General features: G+C 58.6%; 11 protein-coding genes and 1 pseudogene. 9 read left to right on the plus strand and 3 right to left on the minus strand.

The annotated features are described in order from the left end of the window. Positions 1–273: pseudogene (locus EK16_RS12595) on the plus strand (hypothetical protein); the annotation flags it as partial. Between the two features lie 141 nt (positions 274–414). Here EK16_RS12595 and EK16_RS00170 read toward each other — a convergent pair. Next, entirely contained in the window at positions 415–759 is a 345-nt protein-coding gene (locus tag EK16_RS00170) for an ArsR/SmtB family transcription factor (protein WP_038033390.1), read from the minus strand. 435 nt (positions 760–1,194) lie between these two features. Between EK16_RS00170 and EK16_RS00175 the strand changes: the two genes are divergently transcribed. The 8 genes from EK16_RS00175 to EK16_RS11225 all read left to right on the plus strand — a co-directional run bounded on the left by EK16_RS00175 (position 1,195) and on the right by EK16_RS11225 (position 10,249). Further along, entirely contained in the window at positions 1,195–2,277 is a 1,083-nt protein-coding gene (locus EK16_RS00175; RefSeq protein ID WP_038033392.1) for a YeeE/YedE family protein, read from the plus strand. Between the two features lie 341 nt (positions 2,278–2,618). After that, positions 2,619–3,131, plus strand: a complete 513-nt coding sequence (locus tag EK16_RS00180) for a sulfur carrier protein DsrE2 (protein WP_197059554.1) — start codon at positions 2,619–2,621, stop codon at positions 3,129–3,131. A 119-nt stretch (positions 3,132–3,250) separates the two neighbouring features. Further along, positions 3,251–3,484 carry a sulfurtransferase TusA family protein gene (locus EK16_RS00185; protein WP_038033395.1) on the plus strand — a complete coding sequence of 78 codons (234 nt, stop codon included), beginning with the start codon at positions 3,251–3,253 and terminating at the stop codon, positions 3,482–3,484. 428 nt (positions 3,485–3,912) lie between these two features. After that, entirely contained in the window at positions 3,913–5,229 is a 1,317-nt protein-coding gene (locus tag EK16_RS00190; RefSeq protein WP_038033402.1) for an OmpP1/FadL family transporter, read from the plus strand. 609 nt (positions 5,230–5,838) lie between these two features. Then, positions 5,839–7,164: an OmpP1/FadL family transporter gene (locus EK16_RS00195; RefSeq protein WP_051928688.1), complete on the plus strand. Its 1,326-nt coding sequence runs from the start codon at positions 5,839–5,841 to the stop codon at positions 7,162–7,164. Between the two features lie 638 nt (positions 7,165–7,802). Next, complete coding sequence (locus EK16_RS00205) at positions 7,803–8,198, plus strand: hypothetical protein (protein WP_038033408.1); 396 nt, start codon at positions 7,803–7,805, stop codon at positions 8,196–8,198. A 167-nt stretch (positions 8,199–8,365) separates the two neighbouring features. After that, positions 8,366–9,340 (plus strand): hypothetical protein, encoded by a 975-nt coding sequence (locus EK16_RS00210; protein WP_156098393.1) that lies wholly within the window; start codon positions 8,366–8,368, stop codon positions 9,338–9,340. A 168-nt stretch (positions 9,341–9,508) separates the two neighbouring features. Further along, positions 9,509–10,249 carry a DUF302 domain-containing protein gene (locus EK16_RS11225; RefSeq protein ID WP_051928689.1) on the plus strand — a complete coding sequence of 247 codons (741 nt, stop codon included), beginning with the start codon at positions 9,509–9,511 and terminating at the stop codon, positions 10,247–10,249. A 3,059-nt stretch (positions 10,250–13,308) separates the two neighbouring features. On the opposite strand, the gene EK16_RS00220 is transcribed toward EK16_RS11225, so the two are convergent. Next, positions 13,309–16,656 carry an efflux RND transporter permease subunit gene (locus tag EK16_RS00220; RefSeq protein ID WP_081910095.1) on the minus strand — a complete coding sequence of 1,116 codons (3,348 nt, stop codon included), beginning with the start codon at positions 16,654–16,656 and terminating at the stop codon, positions 13,309–13,311. Continuing rightward, entirely contained in the window at positions 16,653–17,759 is a 1,107-nt protein-coding gene (locus EK16_RS00225; RefSeq protein ID WP_081910096.1) for an efflux RND transporter periplasmic adaptor subunit, read from the minus strand. Before EK16_RS00225 ends, EK16_RS00220 begins: the two co-directional genes overlap by 4 nt. Positions 17,760–18,325 lie beyond the last annotated feature (566 nt).

Here is an 18,325-nt window from a genome sequence, read left to right on the forward strand (position 1 = left end):
TGGTTGAAGCAAAATCTGAAGGTCAAGCGTTTCATGGGCGAAAGCCGCAACGCCATTCTTGTACAACTGTGGGTGGCGGTGATCGCCTGGCTTCTGCTGCGTGAATATCACCGCCTGGTCACGAAAGCAGATACCGCAAGTGGTGCAATGAGGCTCAAGGACATCCGCGTGCTCGTGGCCGCAACCCTTTTCCACCCGCCGCCAAAACCGCCACGCGCCACACCCCACCCCACCACTTCCCTGCCCCTTTTCGAGGAGCTCCTCCCATGCTGAACTTTCCTTGGACACCAGTGGGCTTTTGCCGGTATGACGATGCATGTGTCGTGTAGCGTGATTCAGTGGATGCCGGCGACGCAGCGATTGCTGTCCACCTCCGGATAGGAATGGGCGAAGCGGCAACCTGGTCCGACGCTCTCAGCCGGAGGCGGCCGGGCCCTTGCACAGCGGCTCGCCCTCCTCGCCGGGGGTGGCGCAGTAGAGGGTGTAGAGCGTGCTCATGATCTTGGCCGCCTCTTCGGAGGCGAGAGAATAATAGATGGACTGGGCCTCCCGCCGGGTCTTGACCAGGTTTTCCCGGCGCAGGACGGCCAGATGCTGGGAGAGGGCGGACTGATTGAGACCGATGAGCCTTTCCAGCTCGCTGACCGAACGCTCCTTCTCCGCCAGGTGACAGAGAATCAGCAGGCGCCATTCATTGGCCATGGTCTTGAGCAGCACGCTGGCCTTGGAGGCGTTGTCCTGCAACTTGGCGATGTCCATCCCGACTTACCCCTTCCGGCAGGGCCGCCCCTCATTCCCTGACAGAGATGCCCGGCATTCGCCCCCAGACGGGATGCCGCCGGGCCTGCAATGCGTTGCGATCCGAGAGCGGGCGGCTGTCCACTTCGTTCCGGATGTCCTTTTTATGCTCATATTCACATATGCGCAAGACGACAAATGTCTGCCGCCTTTCACAACGGCGAGAGCCCCTGCGGCAGGCTTTTTCAAGGCCGCGGGCAGGGAAAAATGCCCTTTCAGGCGGATTCAAACATTCAAACAGTTGAATATCTGGAAACGTGAAGGCATAAAGACGCCTGCCGGTGCCGCCCTCGCCTGCTCAACCATGCGGGAAAACGACCGCAACGGCGAGAAGGGCAGCGGCCAACACACGAAGGATCTTTCAGGAGGAAACGGCACAACGGGAGGAGAAGGGGCATGGCCGGTCTTGAAGAGCTTGAAGTTTCCACCCTCATGGGCATTACCGGGTTCATCATCGGCATCGCCTTCGGGTGGGTGACGCATCGCACCAATTTCTGCGCCATGGGCGCGGTTTCCGACATCATTTCCTTTGGCGACTGGCGGCGCATGCGGGCCTGGATGCTGGCCATGGCCACGGCGATTGCCGGCGCGCAGACGCTGCATCTGATGGGGCTCATCGATCTCACCCGCTCCATCTATCTCAACAGCGCCTTTCCCTGGCTTGGCATCATCATCGGCGGGCTGATCTTCGGTTTCGGCATGGTCATTGGCGGCGGCTGCCCGGGGCGCAACCTCATGCGCGTGGGCAACGGCGACTTGAAGGCGCTTGTCGTGCTGTTCTTCATCGGCTGGGCCGGCTACATGGCCATGCGCGGCATTCTGGCCATGCCCCGCATCTGGCTGCGTGATCTGCTGGCGGTCAATCTCTCCAGCTTCGGCTTGAGCGATCAGGGCATTGCCACCATCGTTTCGGGTCTCACCGGACTTTCGCCTTCGGTGACGGGGCCGGTGGTGGCCTTCCTCTTTGCAGCGGGCCTGGCGGGCTTCGCCTTCAAGGATGCGGGCTTTCGCCGCTCGCCGCGGCATGTGCTGGCCGGGCTGCTGCTGGGCGGGCTTGTGGTGGCGGCCTGGGCGGCCACGGGCATTCTCGGCTATGACGAGTTCGAGCCGGTGCAGATCACGGGCCTGACCTTCATTGCCCCCACGGGCGATGCCTTTCAGTATCTGATGACGTGGACGGGCTCGACCATCAAGTTCGGCATCGCCACGGTCTTCGGTGCCATTCTCGGCTCGTTCATCAGCTCGAAGCTGACGGGGTCGTTCCATCTCTCCACTTTCGTGGACACGCCCGATACCGTGCGCAACATGCTGGGCGGTGTGCTGATGGGCTTTGGCGGCATTCTGGCGCTGGGCTGCACCATCGGCCAGGGCATCACCGGCATGAGCACGCTGGCGGCCGGCTCGATCCTGGCAACGCTGTCGATCATCGCCGGTGGCGTGGCGGGCGTGAAATACATGGAAAAGGTGCTGGATATCTGAAACCCGGGCCGTAAAGCCGCAAGCGGCTGCCCGATGGCCAAGCAGCGTCTCCCTTGCAGGGTTGACAGGGTGCTTGTGGCCGTCACCTTGTCAGGACGGAGCGGTGAAGGCCGCGAGGCGGGTTGTGCGTGACAGGCAGTTTCGCCTTGACCCTGCGCCGGCTTCGGTGCATTCAATGACGCTAATATGACAAGAAGACGTCCGTGGCATGGAGGCTCGGCGAGCTATTTCCGGAGACTGTTCTTGCGGAAACGGACAAATCACTCCGCAAGGACAGCCGGGGGCAAAGCACAGGATCGGAATCATCGCCGGCCGTTCGTCAAGGAGGGGAGTGAAGTCCGATGACCGAAAGCAACGGGGCCGAAACCGCCATCAACCCCAAGTCCTTAAGCATCATCGTCACCAAGGGATCGCTGGACTGGGCCTATCCGCCCTTCATCCTGGCCACGACCGCGGCGGCGCTCGATTATGAGGTGACGCTGTTCTTCACCTTCTATGGCCTGCAGCTGGTGAAGAAGAAGCTGGATCCCAAGTTCACGGTGCTGGGCAATGCCGCCATGGAGATGCCCATGTTCGGCACGCATATCGCCATGCCGAACTTCATGGCCATGATCCCGGGCGTGGACGCCATCGCCGGCGCGATGATGAAGAAGATGATCAAGGAAAAGGGCGTGGCCTCGCTGGAGGAGCTGCGCGAGGCCGCCATCCTCTCGGATGTGCGCATGATCGCCTGTCAGATGACGGTGGATCTGTTCGAGTACAAGCGCGAGGATCTCATCGACGAGATCGAGCTGGGTGGTGCGGCCACCTATTTCGAAGTGGCCTCCAAGTGCCACATCAACATGTTCATCTGATCATCCGGGATCTCGGCAGGGACATCCCGGTGACACCGCCGTACCGGGGAGCAGGTGCTCCTGCGCCCTTCCCTCCCCGGCACTAGGAGCAACGTCAGAAGGCAAGGAGAAGAGGAAAGATGTCCGAACACGTTCTCGACGCCAAGGGCCTGAACTGCCCGCTGCCCATCCTGAAGGCCAAGAAGATGCTGAAGTCCGTGCCCAAGGGCGAGATTCTGGTGGTCTACGCCACCGATCCGGGTTCCGTGGCCGACTTCGCCGCCTTCTGCAACCAGACGGGCAACGAGCTGGTCGAATCCTCCCAGGACGGCGACGTCTACGTCTTCAAGATCAAGCACACGGCGGACGCCTGATTCGATCCTGCGGCACAGGCCGCAGCCAGATCTGTTGCGCAAAGACAACAGACGATCACGAAATCGGCGCCATGCCCATGCGCATGGCGCCTTTTTCATGTCCATTACCGCCGGGGAATCTGGACAGCGTGGCAACAATGTGTTTATTTGCAAAACCATGAATGTGAGTATTATTCATTTATATTAGAAAATTTTGATATGTTTTGATTGTAACCGATGCGGAAAGGCGTTTTTGCCTGTGTGGCATCGGTTGACGTGGGATGAGGGCATGATGCTCTCATCAGGCAGGACACGGGGGATGAGAGGGCGCCTTTTTAAATGGCGCCCGGCGTGACGAACAGGCGGCGATGGGTCAGTTGAGGAAAGTTCCCATTGCCGTGATGTTGCGACAGAATGTGATGCAAGCTCGAGAGGGGAGAACGAAGGACATGCGCAAGGCACTGCGTCTGGCTGTATCGACGATGGCCCTGGCCACCGGACTGGCCCTGGCCGGTGAGGCGTTCGCCACGGAAGGCTATTTCCAGCATGCCTATGGTCTGCGGCACAAGGCGCTGGCGGGCGCGGGTGCGGCCTCCATCGAGGACGGCACCGGCATTTCCATCAATCCGGCTGGCCTGGTCGGCATCGGTGATCAGGTCAATCTTGGGCTTTCCGTGTTCATTCCCATTCGCGGGTTCAAATCAACCGGGAGTGCCACGCCACCAGCCGCAAATGCTTACACTGGTGATTACAAGAGCGGCCGCAAGTTTTTCGGCGTGCCCACCTTCGCCTATGTGCGTCAGCTGGATGCCGATTCGGCTCTCGCCTTTTCCATCTTCGGCAATGGCGGCATGAACACCACTTACAAGGCGAATTCGGGAAGCAACAAGAGCGGCCCGTTCGGCGGCGGTGAAACCGGTGTCGATCTCATGCAGATGTTCATCTCCGCGGCTTACGCCCGCAAGTTCGGAGACAGCTTCAGCATCGGTGTTGCGCCGCTGTTCGCCGTTCAGCGCTTCAAGGCTTACGGCATCAGCAGTTTCGGTCTTTTGTCTACAAGCTCCGGCAATCTTTCCAACCGGGGCTACAGCTATTCCGTGGGCGGCGGCGTGCGTGTGGGCGTGCTGTTCCAACCCTCCGATTTCTTCAGCATCGGCGCGTCCTACCAGACCAAGATGTGGATGTCGAAGTTCAAGAAGTACAAGGGGCTGTTCGCCGAGGGCGGCGACTTCGACATTCCGGCCAACCTGCAGGTCGGCATTGCCCTGAAACCCACGGATGCGCTGAAATTGATGGTGGATTATCGCCACATTTTCTATAGCGATGTTGAAGCCATCGCTAACAGAGGCGTGTGCACCACTGCTTCGACACGACTGGGGGCCAGTGATGGCTGTGGTTTCGATTGGCGCGATACCAACACCATCAAGGTCGGCCTCGAATACCAGTGGAGCGACGATCTCATCCTGCGCGCCGGCTATGCTTATACCTTTCCAAATCCCGTTCGCAAGAGAGCTGTAATCTTCAATATTCTGGCACCAGGCGTGATCCAGCATGAGATCACCGGCGGAGCAACCTATCGGCTCAACTCCAACAATGACATTGACTTCGCTTTCATGTTCGCACCCAAGACGTCAGTGACTGGTCCAGAAATCAATCCGGGGTCCGGGTCCTCCACGGGCAATACCATCAAGGACTGGATGTATCAGTTCGAATTCTCTGTTGGCTGGACCTACAACTTCGGCGCCGGATCCACACGGGCGCGCTGAACATCCGCAAGCTGCTCGCATAAAACACGCACACTCGGGAACGCGACAGCGGCTTTCACACAAAAGCGCCATGACCATCACGGTCATGGCGTTTTTTCATGCGTACTGACCAAATCAGGGGGTTAGGCTTGAGTAAGGGCGCGTACTATACGACACACCGTTGCCGCCTTTCTCATCACCTCGGCGCAAGCCTTGGGTCTTGAGCCACAAACGCATGAGTAAATGGCTTGAGATGCCGGCTTTCGCCGGTATGACGATGCATGTGTCGTGTTTTCCGCCGAATATTTCTTCAAGAGGGTATAAACCTCTATCGGCAAGGGAAATACATACATAAAAATGGCATTAATCAGAATTATCAAACAACCATTAGAATAATTTTTGCAAGATTATTGCAAATCCTTCAGACAATTATCCGTCACAAAGAAGGCTAGACACCCCGCATGCGAACCTGTATATGAACGCATCGAGATGTGTTCATGATTAATATGAGGAATTACTTATACAATATTTTTCTAATATGAGACTTTTCTCACATGCGAATCGTTGGCAAATGCAATGCGGGCCTTCGGGGGGAGGCCCGGAACAGAGAGGACATGAGGGAGGGGAGTGATGCGTCCTTTGGCTTTTGGCCTCAAAAAGATGAAAAAGACGGCCTTTCTGGCACTTGCCATCACGGCTCTTGCCGGCACGGAGGCGACATGGGCCACGGAAGGCATGTTTCAGCATGCCTATGGCCTGCGGCACAAGGGACTGGCGGGTGCCGGTGTTGCGGCGGTGGAGGATGGCACCGGCATTTCCATCAATCCGGCCGGGCTTGTCGGTATCGGCGATCAGTTCAATCTGGGCATGAGCATTTTCATGCCGTTTCGCGAATATCGCGCGTGGAACACAACACGGATCTCATCCGGTCGGCACAAGAGCACGGGGAATGTCTGGCCGGCGCCCACCCTCGCTTATGTGCGCCAGCTGGATGCGGATTCCGCCTTTGCCTTTTCCATTTTCGGCAACGGCGGCATGAATACCACATACAAGAAATTCCGCTCTTCCCTGGGCTGTGCAAACGGCGGCGCCTTCTGCTTCGGCAAGGCCGGCGTGGATCTCATGCAGATGTTCGTCTCCGCGGCCTATGCCCGGCGGGTGACCGACCGGCTCTCGCTTGGCATCGCCCCCATCTTCGCCGTGCAGCGCTTCCGCGCCTATGGCCTGGGCAACAACGGCGCAGGGTTCTCTGGGATGTCGGCCTATCCTTCGCGTTTTTCCGGCAATGGCTATGACTGGTCGGTGGGCGGGGGATTCCGCGTCGGCCTGACCTGGCAGGTGACCGATGCATTCAGCTTCGGCGCGTCCTATCAGAGCAAGATGTGGATGACGCGGCTTGACAAGTACAAGGGCCTGTTCGCCGAGCGCGGCAATCTCGACATCCCGGCCAATCTGCAGGTGGGCATTGCCTGGCAGGTTACGGATATGTTGCGGCTGATGCTGGATTATCGCCACATCTTCTATGACGGGGTGAAGGCCATCGGGCGCAGCAGCATCTATAATGGCACCGACAAATTCGGCACAGACAGCGGCCCCGGCTTCGGCTGGCAGGACAGCAACACCATCAAGCTGGGCCTCGAATATCAGTTCAGCAATGACCTGATCCTGCGGGCCGGCTATGCCTATATCTGGCCCAATCCGGTGCCCTCCTCGCAGGTGGCGATCAACATCATCTCGCCCGGCGTGATCCGGCATGAATTCACCGGCGGCGCCACCTGGCGCATCGACAAGCACAATGATCTGGATTTCGCCTTCATGATCGCCCCGACAGGAAAGCAAAAAGGCCCGGTGCCCAGTGTATACGGCGGCGGACATGCTCGGCTTGCCATGTATCAGTTCGAGGTTTCCCTGGGCTGGACCTACAATTTCGGCAACGGCTCCGCCCGCGCCCGCTAAAGTCAGGCACACTATACGACACAACGTCGCCATCTTTCTCATCACCCCGTAGATCAGCCGGGGTCTCGAGCCACAGACGCATGAGTAAGTGGCCTTAGATACCGGCTGATCTACGGTGTGACGTTGGGAGTGTCGTGTGCCCCGCTGAAACGTTGGGTGAGGATGTACAATATTCTTCTGGCGGAGGGTCTCTCATTCGATATCTCCATTCCAACAAAAGAGGCCGGAACGGGTCCAGCGCCCGCTCCGGCCATTTGTCATGCTTTTTTGTGCATTCCGACGCCGGTTATTGGCAGAAAGTGATTGTATATAATATTCAAAATATGCTATATGTCTGGCGGGGAACGGAGGCGACACATTTCATCTGTCGGTGTTTCTCCGGCCTTTCTCCTGTCCGACTTTTTCCGCTTTTTGCCTGGCAGGGCTTGCGGACGTTTGGCGTGCAGGGAGAAAAGGCGGAGAACAAGACGGATGAAACCCGCCGCATTCCCCACAACTTAAGAACGACAAGCGCCGGCAAGAGCGCATCGGGAGGAAATGGGGCGGCTTTGCGGAAAAAGCCGGCGGGCACAGGCGAAAAGACAAACGCCGCATCGGCCCGCTGATTGACGCAAAACCGTCCAACCAGGAGGGAGACCATGAAGATCATCAAGGGTGCCATCGCCATATCTGCGCTGTCCGCGCTTCTTGCCATTGCTCCTGTCACGTCGGCGGAGGAAGCCAAGAGCACCGGCGGCGACATTGCCCAGGCCTACGGGGATGCCGCCAAGGCGATGACCGATTCCATGATGCTCATGATGAGCGCCATGTTCAAAATGTACAACGAGACGACCAAGCCGATGTGGTCGTCCATGTCGCAGATTTTCGGCGACTATGGCGAATGGTGCACGGCCTGCCACGCCCCGCTGTCGAACATCTATGACCAGCTGGGCGAGTCCTTCGATCCCAACGTGCACAAGAAGCTTTCTGATGCCGAGCTGAAAAAGGCGCTCGAGGCCTATCAGAAATCCAAGCAGAAGAAGGACGCCAACTGAGCGGCACCTGGATCACGACCGGATCCTCGCGCCCATGAATCCCATGCGCGAGGCGGCCGGGGTGTGTCGCTTCTCGCCGCATCGTCCCGGCGGCGCATCCCGGCCGATCCGGTATGTATTGCAATCCGCTCTTTTCCAAGAATGCCAACAACATCGAGGAACGCCCAATGTCCGCATTGCGCTCGCTTCTCTCTTTGCCGGCCCTGGGGCTGATGACCGCGCTTTCACTTAGCCCTGCGGCGAGCCTTGCCGCCCAGACCGACTCGCCCGGACTTTCCCTGCCCTCTTTCGGCTCCACGCAGGACTGGCTGAAGGCGCTGAAGGATCCGAAATGGACCAACCTGTTTTCGGCCACGCCCTCGCCCAATCAGATCACGGCCTTCATGGGGATCCTCTCCAATCCGAAGATGATGGAGAGCATGATCACCATGGCCGATCCGGAGTTGATGAGCGAATGGATGAAGCTGGCCACCAATCCCGCCTTTTTCGAGGCCATGCTGAAGCTGGGCGATCCGACCCTGCTTGGCAACTATCTCAACATGCTGGGCGATCCGCGGCTTTTGGAAACGCTGGTGAAGCTGGGCGATCCGAAGATCGTGGAACCGATGATGCGGATCATGACCCATCCCAGCTTTATTAAGGCCATGATCAAGATGGCCGACCCCAAGCTTGTCGAGAACTACATGCGGATCATGACCGATCCGAAGATGTTCAACGGGGTGATGAAGCTGGCCGATCCGAAGCTGATGGAAGGCTACATGCGGGTGATGGCCAACCCGGAGTTTCTCAAGGCGGCGGCGAAGATGGTCGATCCCAGGATCATGGAATCCTACATGAAGCTCGTCGCCGATCCGAAGTTCATGGAAAACATGAGCAAGCTGGCCGCCGATACCGACATCTATGCGGATTTTCTGAAGCTGATGTTCGATCCGCAATGGTATTCCACCATGCTGGCCATGGTCGATCCGGCCCTCATGCAGCAGTGGATGAAGCTGATGATGGAGCCGGAAATGCTCGATTCCATGATGAAGATGATGGATCCGAACCTCATGGTGCAATTCATGCGCGCAAGCCTGGCCATCATGAACGCCACGCCAGAGGCCTTGGGGATCAATCCGCCGAGCCAGATGCAGAAGAAATGAGGTTCGCTCCATGTCCGCCCGGACAAGAAGGACACATTCCGAAAGCGGGCGAAAGAAAATGAAAGGATCCGGCCACGGGCCGCACCCCTATCTCAAACATGCCGAGCGATGAGGCGGGTGCGCCATTGGGCCGCAAGACCAATCGCGTTGGATGGGGAACGAAGCGCCATGAAGAACGGGTTTCAGTTGCTGCTGGCTGCAGGGCTTTCTGTTCTGCTCCTGGGAAGTGCCGGCGGGCCTGGATCGGCTCTCGCCCAGGAGATGGACGAGGAAACGGCCAAGATGAACGCCAAGAGCTATTATCACGGCACGCCGCCGATACCGAAACGCCTGCCGGAGCAGAAGGGCTGGCTGCAGATTCCGACGCCGCCGAAGGAGAAATTCATCAAGCATCAGTTCATGCCGCCCATCTCCGCGGAAGCGAAGATGAAGGCGATGCAGTCGCTGATGTATTACAATCCCTTTTCGCTGAAGCAGATGATCAACTTCATGGCGGCGAAGAAAAAGGCCGCCAAGGGGCTTTCCTTCGATGAGGTTGTGGAATCGATGAAAATGAAGGCCAACGAGCTGAACATGAAGTTCGTTGGCGTCTCCACGCCCTACAAGATCATTCGCGAGATCTATGACAAGAACTATCCACGGGTGGAGATCTATTCCTTCTGTGATCTGCAGACACTCGCCTACATTCTCGAATACGTGCCGGAATTCATTGTTTTCATCCCCTGCAAGATCGCGGTGATGGAAGACAGAAACGGCGACATCTGGCTTGTCACCCTTGACTGGGACGTGCGCTGGATGGACACCTCGCCCAACCCCAACCGCATCTCCGATGAGCTGCGCAAGCGGGCGATCTCCGTGCGCGAGCGGCTGGAAAAGATCATGGAAGCCGGCGCCAACGGCGATCTGTGATCCTTTGCGTGACTGTTCATGACACAAGGCGCGGCCGGGCCCCCTCCGGCCGCGTGTCGACTGGCCGGATCCGGGCATCGGGAATTCTTCCGCCAGGGCCAGGAAACACCAAAAAGAGCCCTTACTTTGGGGAGAACCTGTGGAAAACCACACGCGCCCCTCTCATGAAACGCATACCGGTTGTTGACAATATCCATTTATCTAAATAAAGTTGTAAACGATACAAGAAAGTGCAAGAGCTTTCTTGCGGGCTCTGTTCCTCATGCGCCTCTCGCCCCGTTATCCTGCCCCCATGACGAGCGCCTCAGGAACGGAGCCCTTTTTTCTGCACAAAAACACTGGCTTATATCTGGCACCCATCCTTGACACCACACAAGGTGGCATGAAGTTCGCCATCACTTCTGATTGAATTCCGAGAACATCTTTCCTGCTACACGACACCCAAATCGTTATACCTTAGATCAGCCGGTATCTCAGGTCACAAAGGCATGAGTTTATGGCACGAGACCTGAGGCTTTCGCCCATTTGTATCCAACTAAATTACTCTATGCGTTGAGAATGATTTTCATCATTAAGAGTGTAAGCACTCACATGCACCATAGATGCTTTTACCAAGGCATTCTCCCACCATCGCCCGAACTTGGAGATTGTTGTTTTTGTGTGGAATATCAACAAGTTACGTCATGCCCGGGCGTGTCCCGCATGCTACTTGCCCCTTATATCGTCATATCGGCGAAAGCCGGTATCTCAGGCCAGTTACGCATGCGCCTGTGGCTCGAGACCCCGGCTTTCGCCGGGGTGACGAGTAAGATGGCAGCGTTGTTTCGCGTAGGGTGCTTGTCCCGGATATCCAGGGGCGGTTTACGCATGCGGTGATGACAGTCAAGATTGGTTCTTCAGGACTCTCCCCTTCAAGAGGAACCTCCCATCAAAAAAGCATACGACGCAAATCAAGCCTGTTGGTGAGCACCATCACCTACCAAAAACGCCCTTACCGCCGGAAGGATATTGCATATCCTTATCCAACGTTTCGGCGGGGTATATTACCCCGCCATTCACGCCTTAGGCGGGGTTGCAAACCCCGCCAAAACATTCCGGAACGGGATACAATCCCGTTCCGGCATTTTATATCCATACGGCACAAACCAAGCCAGTCGGCGAATGTTGTCGTTCTCCAACTTCCCCTCATTCCTGGCCCCGGATTGCCGGGATCCCGATTTAAGCCCGGGACAGACTGGGGTCCGGTGATGATGTTTTCTTTTCTTTATCAATGAGTTAAGCAACAACCCAACTTATGCACACTACATGACATTTATACCGTCATACCGGCGAAAGCCGGTATCTAAGGCCAGTTACGCATGCGCCTGTGGCTCGAGAACCCGGCTTTCGCCGGGGTGACGAGAAAGATGGCAAAGTTGTGTCGTGTAGTGTGCAACTTTTGGAAAGTCTTTTTTCTTCGGTCGATTGGCGTCGACAACACGTTTCTTGAATTTTCTTGGACACGACTGGGCTTTTGCCGGGGTAACGAGTAAGATAGCAGCGCTGTGTCGCGTCGTGTGCTTATCCAGGGCATCCAGGGGCAGCTTGTATATGCGGCAAAGGCAATCGTGAGCGATTCTTCCGAGCTCGATTGCCGAAATGGGACTGGCCGGGTGATCATCCTGCCATGATAGATCTCCCCTGATGGCCTTTGCGGTCCCGTTTCAGTTTCAGCCCCTGCGGCGCAAGACATCGGCCCTCGCCATCATGTTCACATGATACGTGTGGTCATGGGCATTTTTTCGCGGAACGATCCTGTCAAGTGTAACTTCTGCCCATGGAGACCCGGGCAGGCTCATGGCAGCATAAGCACGCACACTTGAAGGGGGCGGGTCTGAACAGGCCCCATGCCATGCATGCCCGGCCAGAATGAAGGGCCTGTCGGTATCGCATCGGAGAGAGGGAAAAACGGGCTCTGCTCCCACGGGCACCTGTCATGGGGGCAGGTTACGGGGCGAGAGGCGCCTCGGGAACAGAGCCCTGACCGAATGTTTCTGGACCGGCTCTTCTTCCCTACTCTGCACCGGCAGGCCCTTCCTCTTTCGGAGGCCCCGCCGGTTGTGCTGCACAATCACAGGGGAAGAGCATAGCCAAAGGTGACAGAGGAATATTCAAAAACGGTTAAGATTGCAAGAAGAAAGTGCATGATTTCATATTTGCATTGAGAAAGACAGATTTGATCTTTTCTAATTTGTGGAATTCATGATTTTGCTCACAATTCCAATTTCATGATCTTCTACTTTTAATCGGGGATTCTCTTTTCATCCATTTAGACGTGCCCCTGGCGTCAGCCCAAAATTTTCCCTCGACACATCCGATGCATATCTCCCTCGCGTCTCTGTCCGCAGGAACAGGCAACTCTTGCCAAGCGTGTCAAAAGTGTGAATATACGCCATGGTCGTGTGGTTGGCCGGGGCATCAGGAACAGGCGTATGCAGGGGGCAGCCTGATGTTTCGGCAACCACGCGGCTTTTCATGCCGATCTCCATTCAGCCCCCTTTTTTTCGCCATTTTTCGTCAATTCCTCTCCATCGGGAACATATTCCAGATCATTTTACGCCTGTCCCTGCCGGAGCGCCTGCCCGTGTCCTGTCATGCACCTTGGCGCAAACGCACATATCCATGGCCTTAAATTCCCAGCATAGCCCAGGCCTATTCAAGAAAACTCAGAAAACAGGATGCTGCCGTCAAAACAACCGAAAAAAGACTTTTCATGAAGCCAGGGATTGGCTGCTTAACTCAATGACAAACCATAAGAAAACATCATCACCGGACCCCAGTCTGTCCCGGGCCTGAACCGGAATCCCGCCAATCCGGGGCCAGGAATGAGGCGGGTATGGAGCACGACGACGTTCGCCGGCAGGATTGACCTGAGCCGTATGGACATTGGAATGCCGGTGCGAGAGGTTGAACACTGCTGAGGGGGGCTGCCTGTTCATTTTGCACACGGGCACGCCTGTCAGATGAAAAGGCCCCGCAAGCGGCTGCGGGGCCCTTTGGTCATGGTCATGGCAATGGCGTTATGCCAGTTTCTCCAGCTCCTCTTCCTTTTCATGCGCCCAGTCCACCGGATCGTCCGGGCCGTAGCCCATCTTCTTCAGCTTCCGGCGCATGTAGCTGAAGTAGAGCACCGGAATCACCACCAGAGTGAGGATGGTGGAGACGAAGATGCCGAAGATGAGCGAGATGGCCAGCCCGTTGAAGATGGGATCGTCCAGGATGAAGAAGGCGCCCATCATCGCGGCGATGGCGGTGAGCAGGATGGGCCGGGCGCGCACGGCCGCGGACTGGATGATGGCCTCGCGCAGCGGCACGCGGCAGGCGCACTGCTGATTGACGAAGTCCACCAGCAGGATGGAGTTGCGCACGATGATGCCGGCCAGCGCGATGACGCCGATCATGGACGTGGCCGTGAACTTCGCGCCCAACAACGCATGGCCCGGCATGACGCCGATGATGGTGAGCGGAATGGGCGCCATGATGATGAGCGGCACGAGATAGCTGCCGAACTGCGCCACGATGAGGAAGTAAATGCCGATGAGGCCCACCGCATAGGCAATACCCATGTCGCGGAAGGTCTCATAGGTGATCTGCCACTCGCCGTCCCATTTCAGCGCGAAGTTCACCGGCGCCTCCGGCTGACTGATGAAGTGCTGCTCGATCGACCGGCCGGTGACGGGATCCTTGGCGTCTTTCAGCGTGGCATACATCTCGAACATGCCATAGAGCGGGCTGTCGATCTTGCCGGTCATGTCGCCCATGACATAAACCACCGGCAGCAGGTCCTTGTGATAGATGTCCTGCTCCACGCGGTCCCGCTCGAGGATGACGATCTCGGACAGCGGCACCAGCTTGCCGGTGACGGCGCGCACCTTCAGGTTCAGCAGGTCCTCGATCGAGCCCTTCTCAGAGGCGGGCAGCTGCACGCGGATGGGCACGGGATACTTGGAAGCCTGCGTGTGCAGATAGCTGACATCCTCGCCGCCCAGCGCGGTGACAATGGCCTGCGCCACCGCCGACTGCGGCACGCCCAGCGCCGCCGCCCGCTGACGGTCCACGCGCACGATGATGCGCGGGTTGCCGCTGGCGATGGTGTCATCGATGTCCACGATATCCTTCGTGGTTTCAAAGACCTTTCGCACCTCTTTCGCCACGCGCAGCTGGCCGTCATAGTCCAGCCCGTAGATCTCCGCCACGATGGGCGAGAGCACCGGCGGCCCCGGCGGCACTTCCACCACCTTGAAGGTGAAGTCCGCATCCTTGAAGCGCTCAAGCAGCCGGTTGCGCACATCGGCGGCGATTTCGTGGCTCTTGCGGTCGCGCTCGTGCTTGTCGATGAGGTTGACCTGAATGTCGCCGAAGCGCGGCTCCTGCCGCAGGTAATACTGACGCACCAGGCCGTTGAAGCCCACCGGCGAGGCGGTGCCGGCATAGAGCTGCCAGTTCTTCACCTCCGGCACCTCTTTTAAGACTTCGGCCAGGGCCTTGAGCGTGCGCTCGGTCTTCTCCAGCGCGGTGCCCTCCGGCATGTCCACCACGATCTTGAACTCGGACTTGTTGTCAAAGGGCAGCATCTTGAGAATGACCAGCTGCACCACGCCCAAGGACATGGAGGCGCCGAGCAGGAAGATCATGGTGAAGATGAGCAGATAGCGCTTGGTGCGGCCCCAGGCGCCGAGCTGCAGGAAGGGCCCGAGCACGCGGTTGAAGACCCGGCGGGCGAAGGTAAGCTCCGCCTTGAGCTCCTTTTCCTCCTCCTTGGTGTGCTTGTGCCCGCGCACGATCAGGCGATAGGCAAGCCACGGCGAGATGATGAAGGCCACGGCCAGCGAGAGCATCATGCCCATGGAGGCATTGATGGGAATGGGCTGCATATAGGGCCCCATGAGGCCGGTGACGAAGGCCATGGGCAGAAGCGCGGCGATGACCGTGAGCGTGGCCAGAATCGTGGGTGAGCCCACTTCGTCCACGGCCTGCGGAATGAGCACCCAGGGCTTGCGGCCATCGCCCATTTGCAGGTGGCGGTGAATGTTTTCCACCACGACGATGGCATCATCCACCAGAATGCCGATGGAGAAGATGAGCGCAAAGAGCGAGACGCGGTTGATGGTAAAGCCATAGGCCCAGGAGGCGAACAGCGTCACCGCCAGGGTGGAGATCACGGCAATGCCCACAACAACCGCCTCGCGCCAGCCCATGGTGAACAGCACCAGCAGCACCACCGAGGCGGTGGCGAAGATGAGCTTCATGATCAGCTTCTTCGCCTTGTCATCGGCGGTCTTGCCGTAGTTACGGGTGACGGTGAGCTTCACCCCGTCGGGGATGAACACGCCCTTGATCTTCTCGATGTGGCGGATGAGCTTGTCGGCGATGACCACGGCATTCTGCCCCGGCTGCTTGGCCACGGCGATGGTCACCGCCGGGAAGCAGCCGGCGGGTGCGCCCTTCTTCAGCTCATCCGGGCCGGTGCAGTAGGAAACGTAGTTCTTGGGCGTATCCGGGCCGTAGGTGATGGTGGCCACATCCGCCAGATAGACAGGCTTGCCGCCAAAGACTCCGACGACGAGGTTCTGCACCTCCTCCGGGCGCGACAGGAAGGTGCCGGCGCGCACCGGGATGTTCAGGTTGTCGGAGATGATGCTCTGCCGGTCGGTGGAGGCATTGGAGGCCAGCAGCGCCTTGCGCAGGTCATCGAGCGCCAGGCCATAGGCGGCCAGTTTCTGCGGATCGATGGCCACGTTGACCACGCGCTCCGGCCCGCCGATGGTGCGCACCTGGCGCGTGCCGTGTATGCGCTTCAGCTCCGCCTCCAGCGTGTGGGCGATGCGTTTCAAGTCATGGGCGGTGCGCTTGCCGGAAGGATCCCACAAGGTGAAGGTGACGATGGGAATGTCGTCGATGGAGCGCGGCTTGACGATGGGCTGGGCCACGCCGAGGTTCTGCGGCAGCCAGTCGAGATTGGAGAAGATCTTGTCATAGAGCCTGAGGATGGCATCCGTGCGCGGCTCGCCCACCTTGTATTGCACGGTGATCATGCTCATGCCGGGGCGCGAGACCGAGTAGATGTGTTTCAGTCCCTCGATCTCGCCCAGCACCTGCTCCGCCGGCGTGGTGACCAGCTGCTCCACCTCCTTCGCCGAGGCGCCGGGAAAGGCGATGAACACGTTGGCGAAGGTGACGTTGATCTGCGGCTCCTCCTCGCGCGGGGTGATGAGCACCGCAAACACGCCGGAAAGCAGCGTGGCGATAAGGATGAGAAGAGTGACCTGATTGCGCACGAAGGCGCTGGCGATGATGCCGGAGATGCCCAGCCTGCCGCTGTTCGGCCCCGGTGCACCGGGCGCACCCGTGGAGTTGTTCGCGCTCATTCCTGCGCCTCCTTCGCCGCGGCCTCATGTTTCGCATGCTGTTCCTTCAGGAGAATGGCGGCCTTCAAGGGATCGAGCGCCACCACATCGCCCTCCTGCAGGCCGGCGAGGACCTCCACCAGGCCGTTGCCCAGCGGCCGGCCGGTGCGCACCTGCAGAAACTCGATCTCCTTGCCCTTGAGGCGATAGACACCGGCAAGCTCGCCCCGGCGCGCCACCGCCTTTTCGGGCACGGCCAGGACCCTGGCCTTTTCGACCATGAAGGCGCCCTTGATCAGCATGCCGGGAAACAGCCCCTTGCCCTTGTCGGTCATGTAGAGGCGCACGGTGACGGTGTTGGTCTTCGGATCGGAATAGGGAAAGATGACCATGCGCGAAACCTCGCGCCGCACGCGCCCGGCCAGATCGAGAACCACGGCGGCCTTGCGGTTCTTGCGGATGACGGGCACATAACGCTGCGGCAGGTCCACATGCGCGCGCATCTCTTCCGTTGAATAGCCGCTCATCAGCGGTGTGCCGGGCGCGGCCAGCTCTCCCACCTCCACATGCCGGGCGGTGACGATGCCGGAATAGGGCGCGCGCACCTTGGTGTAGGAAAGCTGCTCCTCCGCCTGTTTGAGGGCCGCCTTCGCCTGGGCCAGGCCGGCGCGGGCCGCATCCAGTTCAGCCTTGGACTGATCAAAGCGCGCCTTGGGCACCGTGCCCTGCTTATAGAGGCGGGATACGCGGGCGAAATCCTGCTCCGCCGCCAAGAGGCGGGCCTCTGCACCCTTCACGGCTGCTTTCGCCTGTTCCAGCTGCGCCTTCTGCTGGGTGTCATCCAGCTCGATCAGCAGGGCGCCCTTCTCCACCCGGTCGTTGACATCGAAATAAATCTTGAGAATGCGCCCGGAGGTCTGCGCGGCGATGGTGGATTCCTTCACCGCTTCGATGACGCCCTCGAAGAACCGCTCGCGCTCGGCCTCGATGCGCTTGACCGTCGCCGTCTTCAGCGGCAGCGCCTCTTCGGCATGGGCGGGATCTGCACCGGGCAGCGCACCGCCCGTGAGAGATGCGCCCAGCACTAGCCCAAGGCCAATTGCCGCGAAAATGCCCCGTATCATGGTCGTTCCCCTGTCTGGATCGTTTCGGCCGTACGCCTTAACCCATCTTGGCGAAAGGCACCCCCAGGCGGCGCTCCGTTTTCTTCAAGGCACCGGGCCGATTCATCGCCACCTCGCCTTGAACATTGTAGGCGCTCGCCATCCAACCGCAAGCGTGCCCCCGCCGGTTTGTCATGGCGGAATATATTAGCAAAATCTAATATATCAATGGCGCGCATGCGCATCGGGTCTCTTTTGCCTCTCTCTCCCGCCTGGTGGGACGGCAACATCATCGTGCAGGGGTCTGTATCCTTATCTTCGGACCTGAAAGGCATAAAAAGGTCAGGTTTCCGACGCAGCCAGAGTTTGTTTGCCTCGGCATGCGACATGCGGCCTGACGCATTCACCCATTTTTCGGCAATCGCCGCTCTTGACAGAGACACGATGACGGCCTACGTGAAAGCTGCACTTGCAAATCATTCGCAATTGGTTTGATCCAGATCAAATACATGTTCACGAAAGTGTGGCAGAGATGGTTGCGAGTGATTTGCATGCGCGTTTGCATCTCGCCCCGTCCCGCCCTTTGC

Source organism: Thermopetrobacter sp. TC1 (genome assembly GCF_000746275.1).
Taxonomy (GTDB): Bacteria; Pseudomonadota; Alphaproteobacteria; order Rhizobiales; family Aestuariivirgaceae; genus Thermopetrobacter.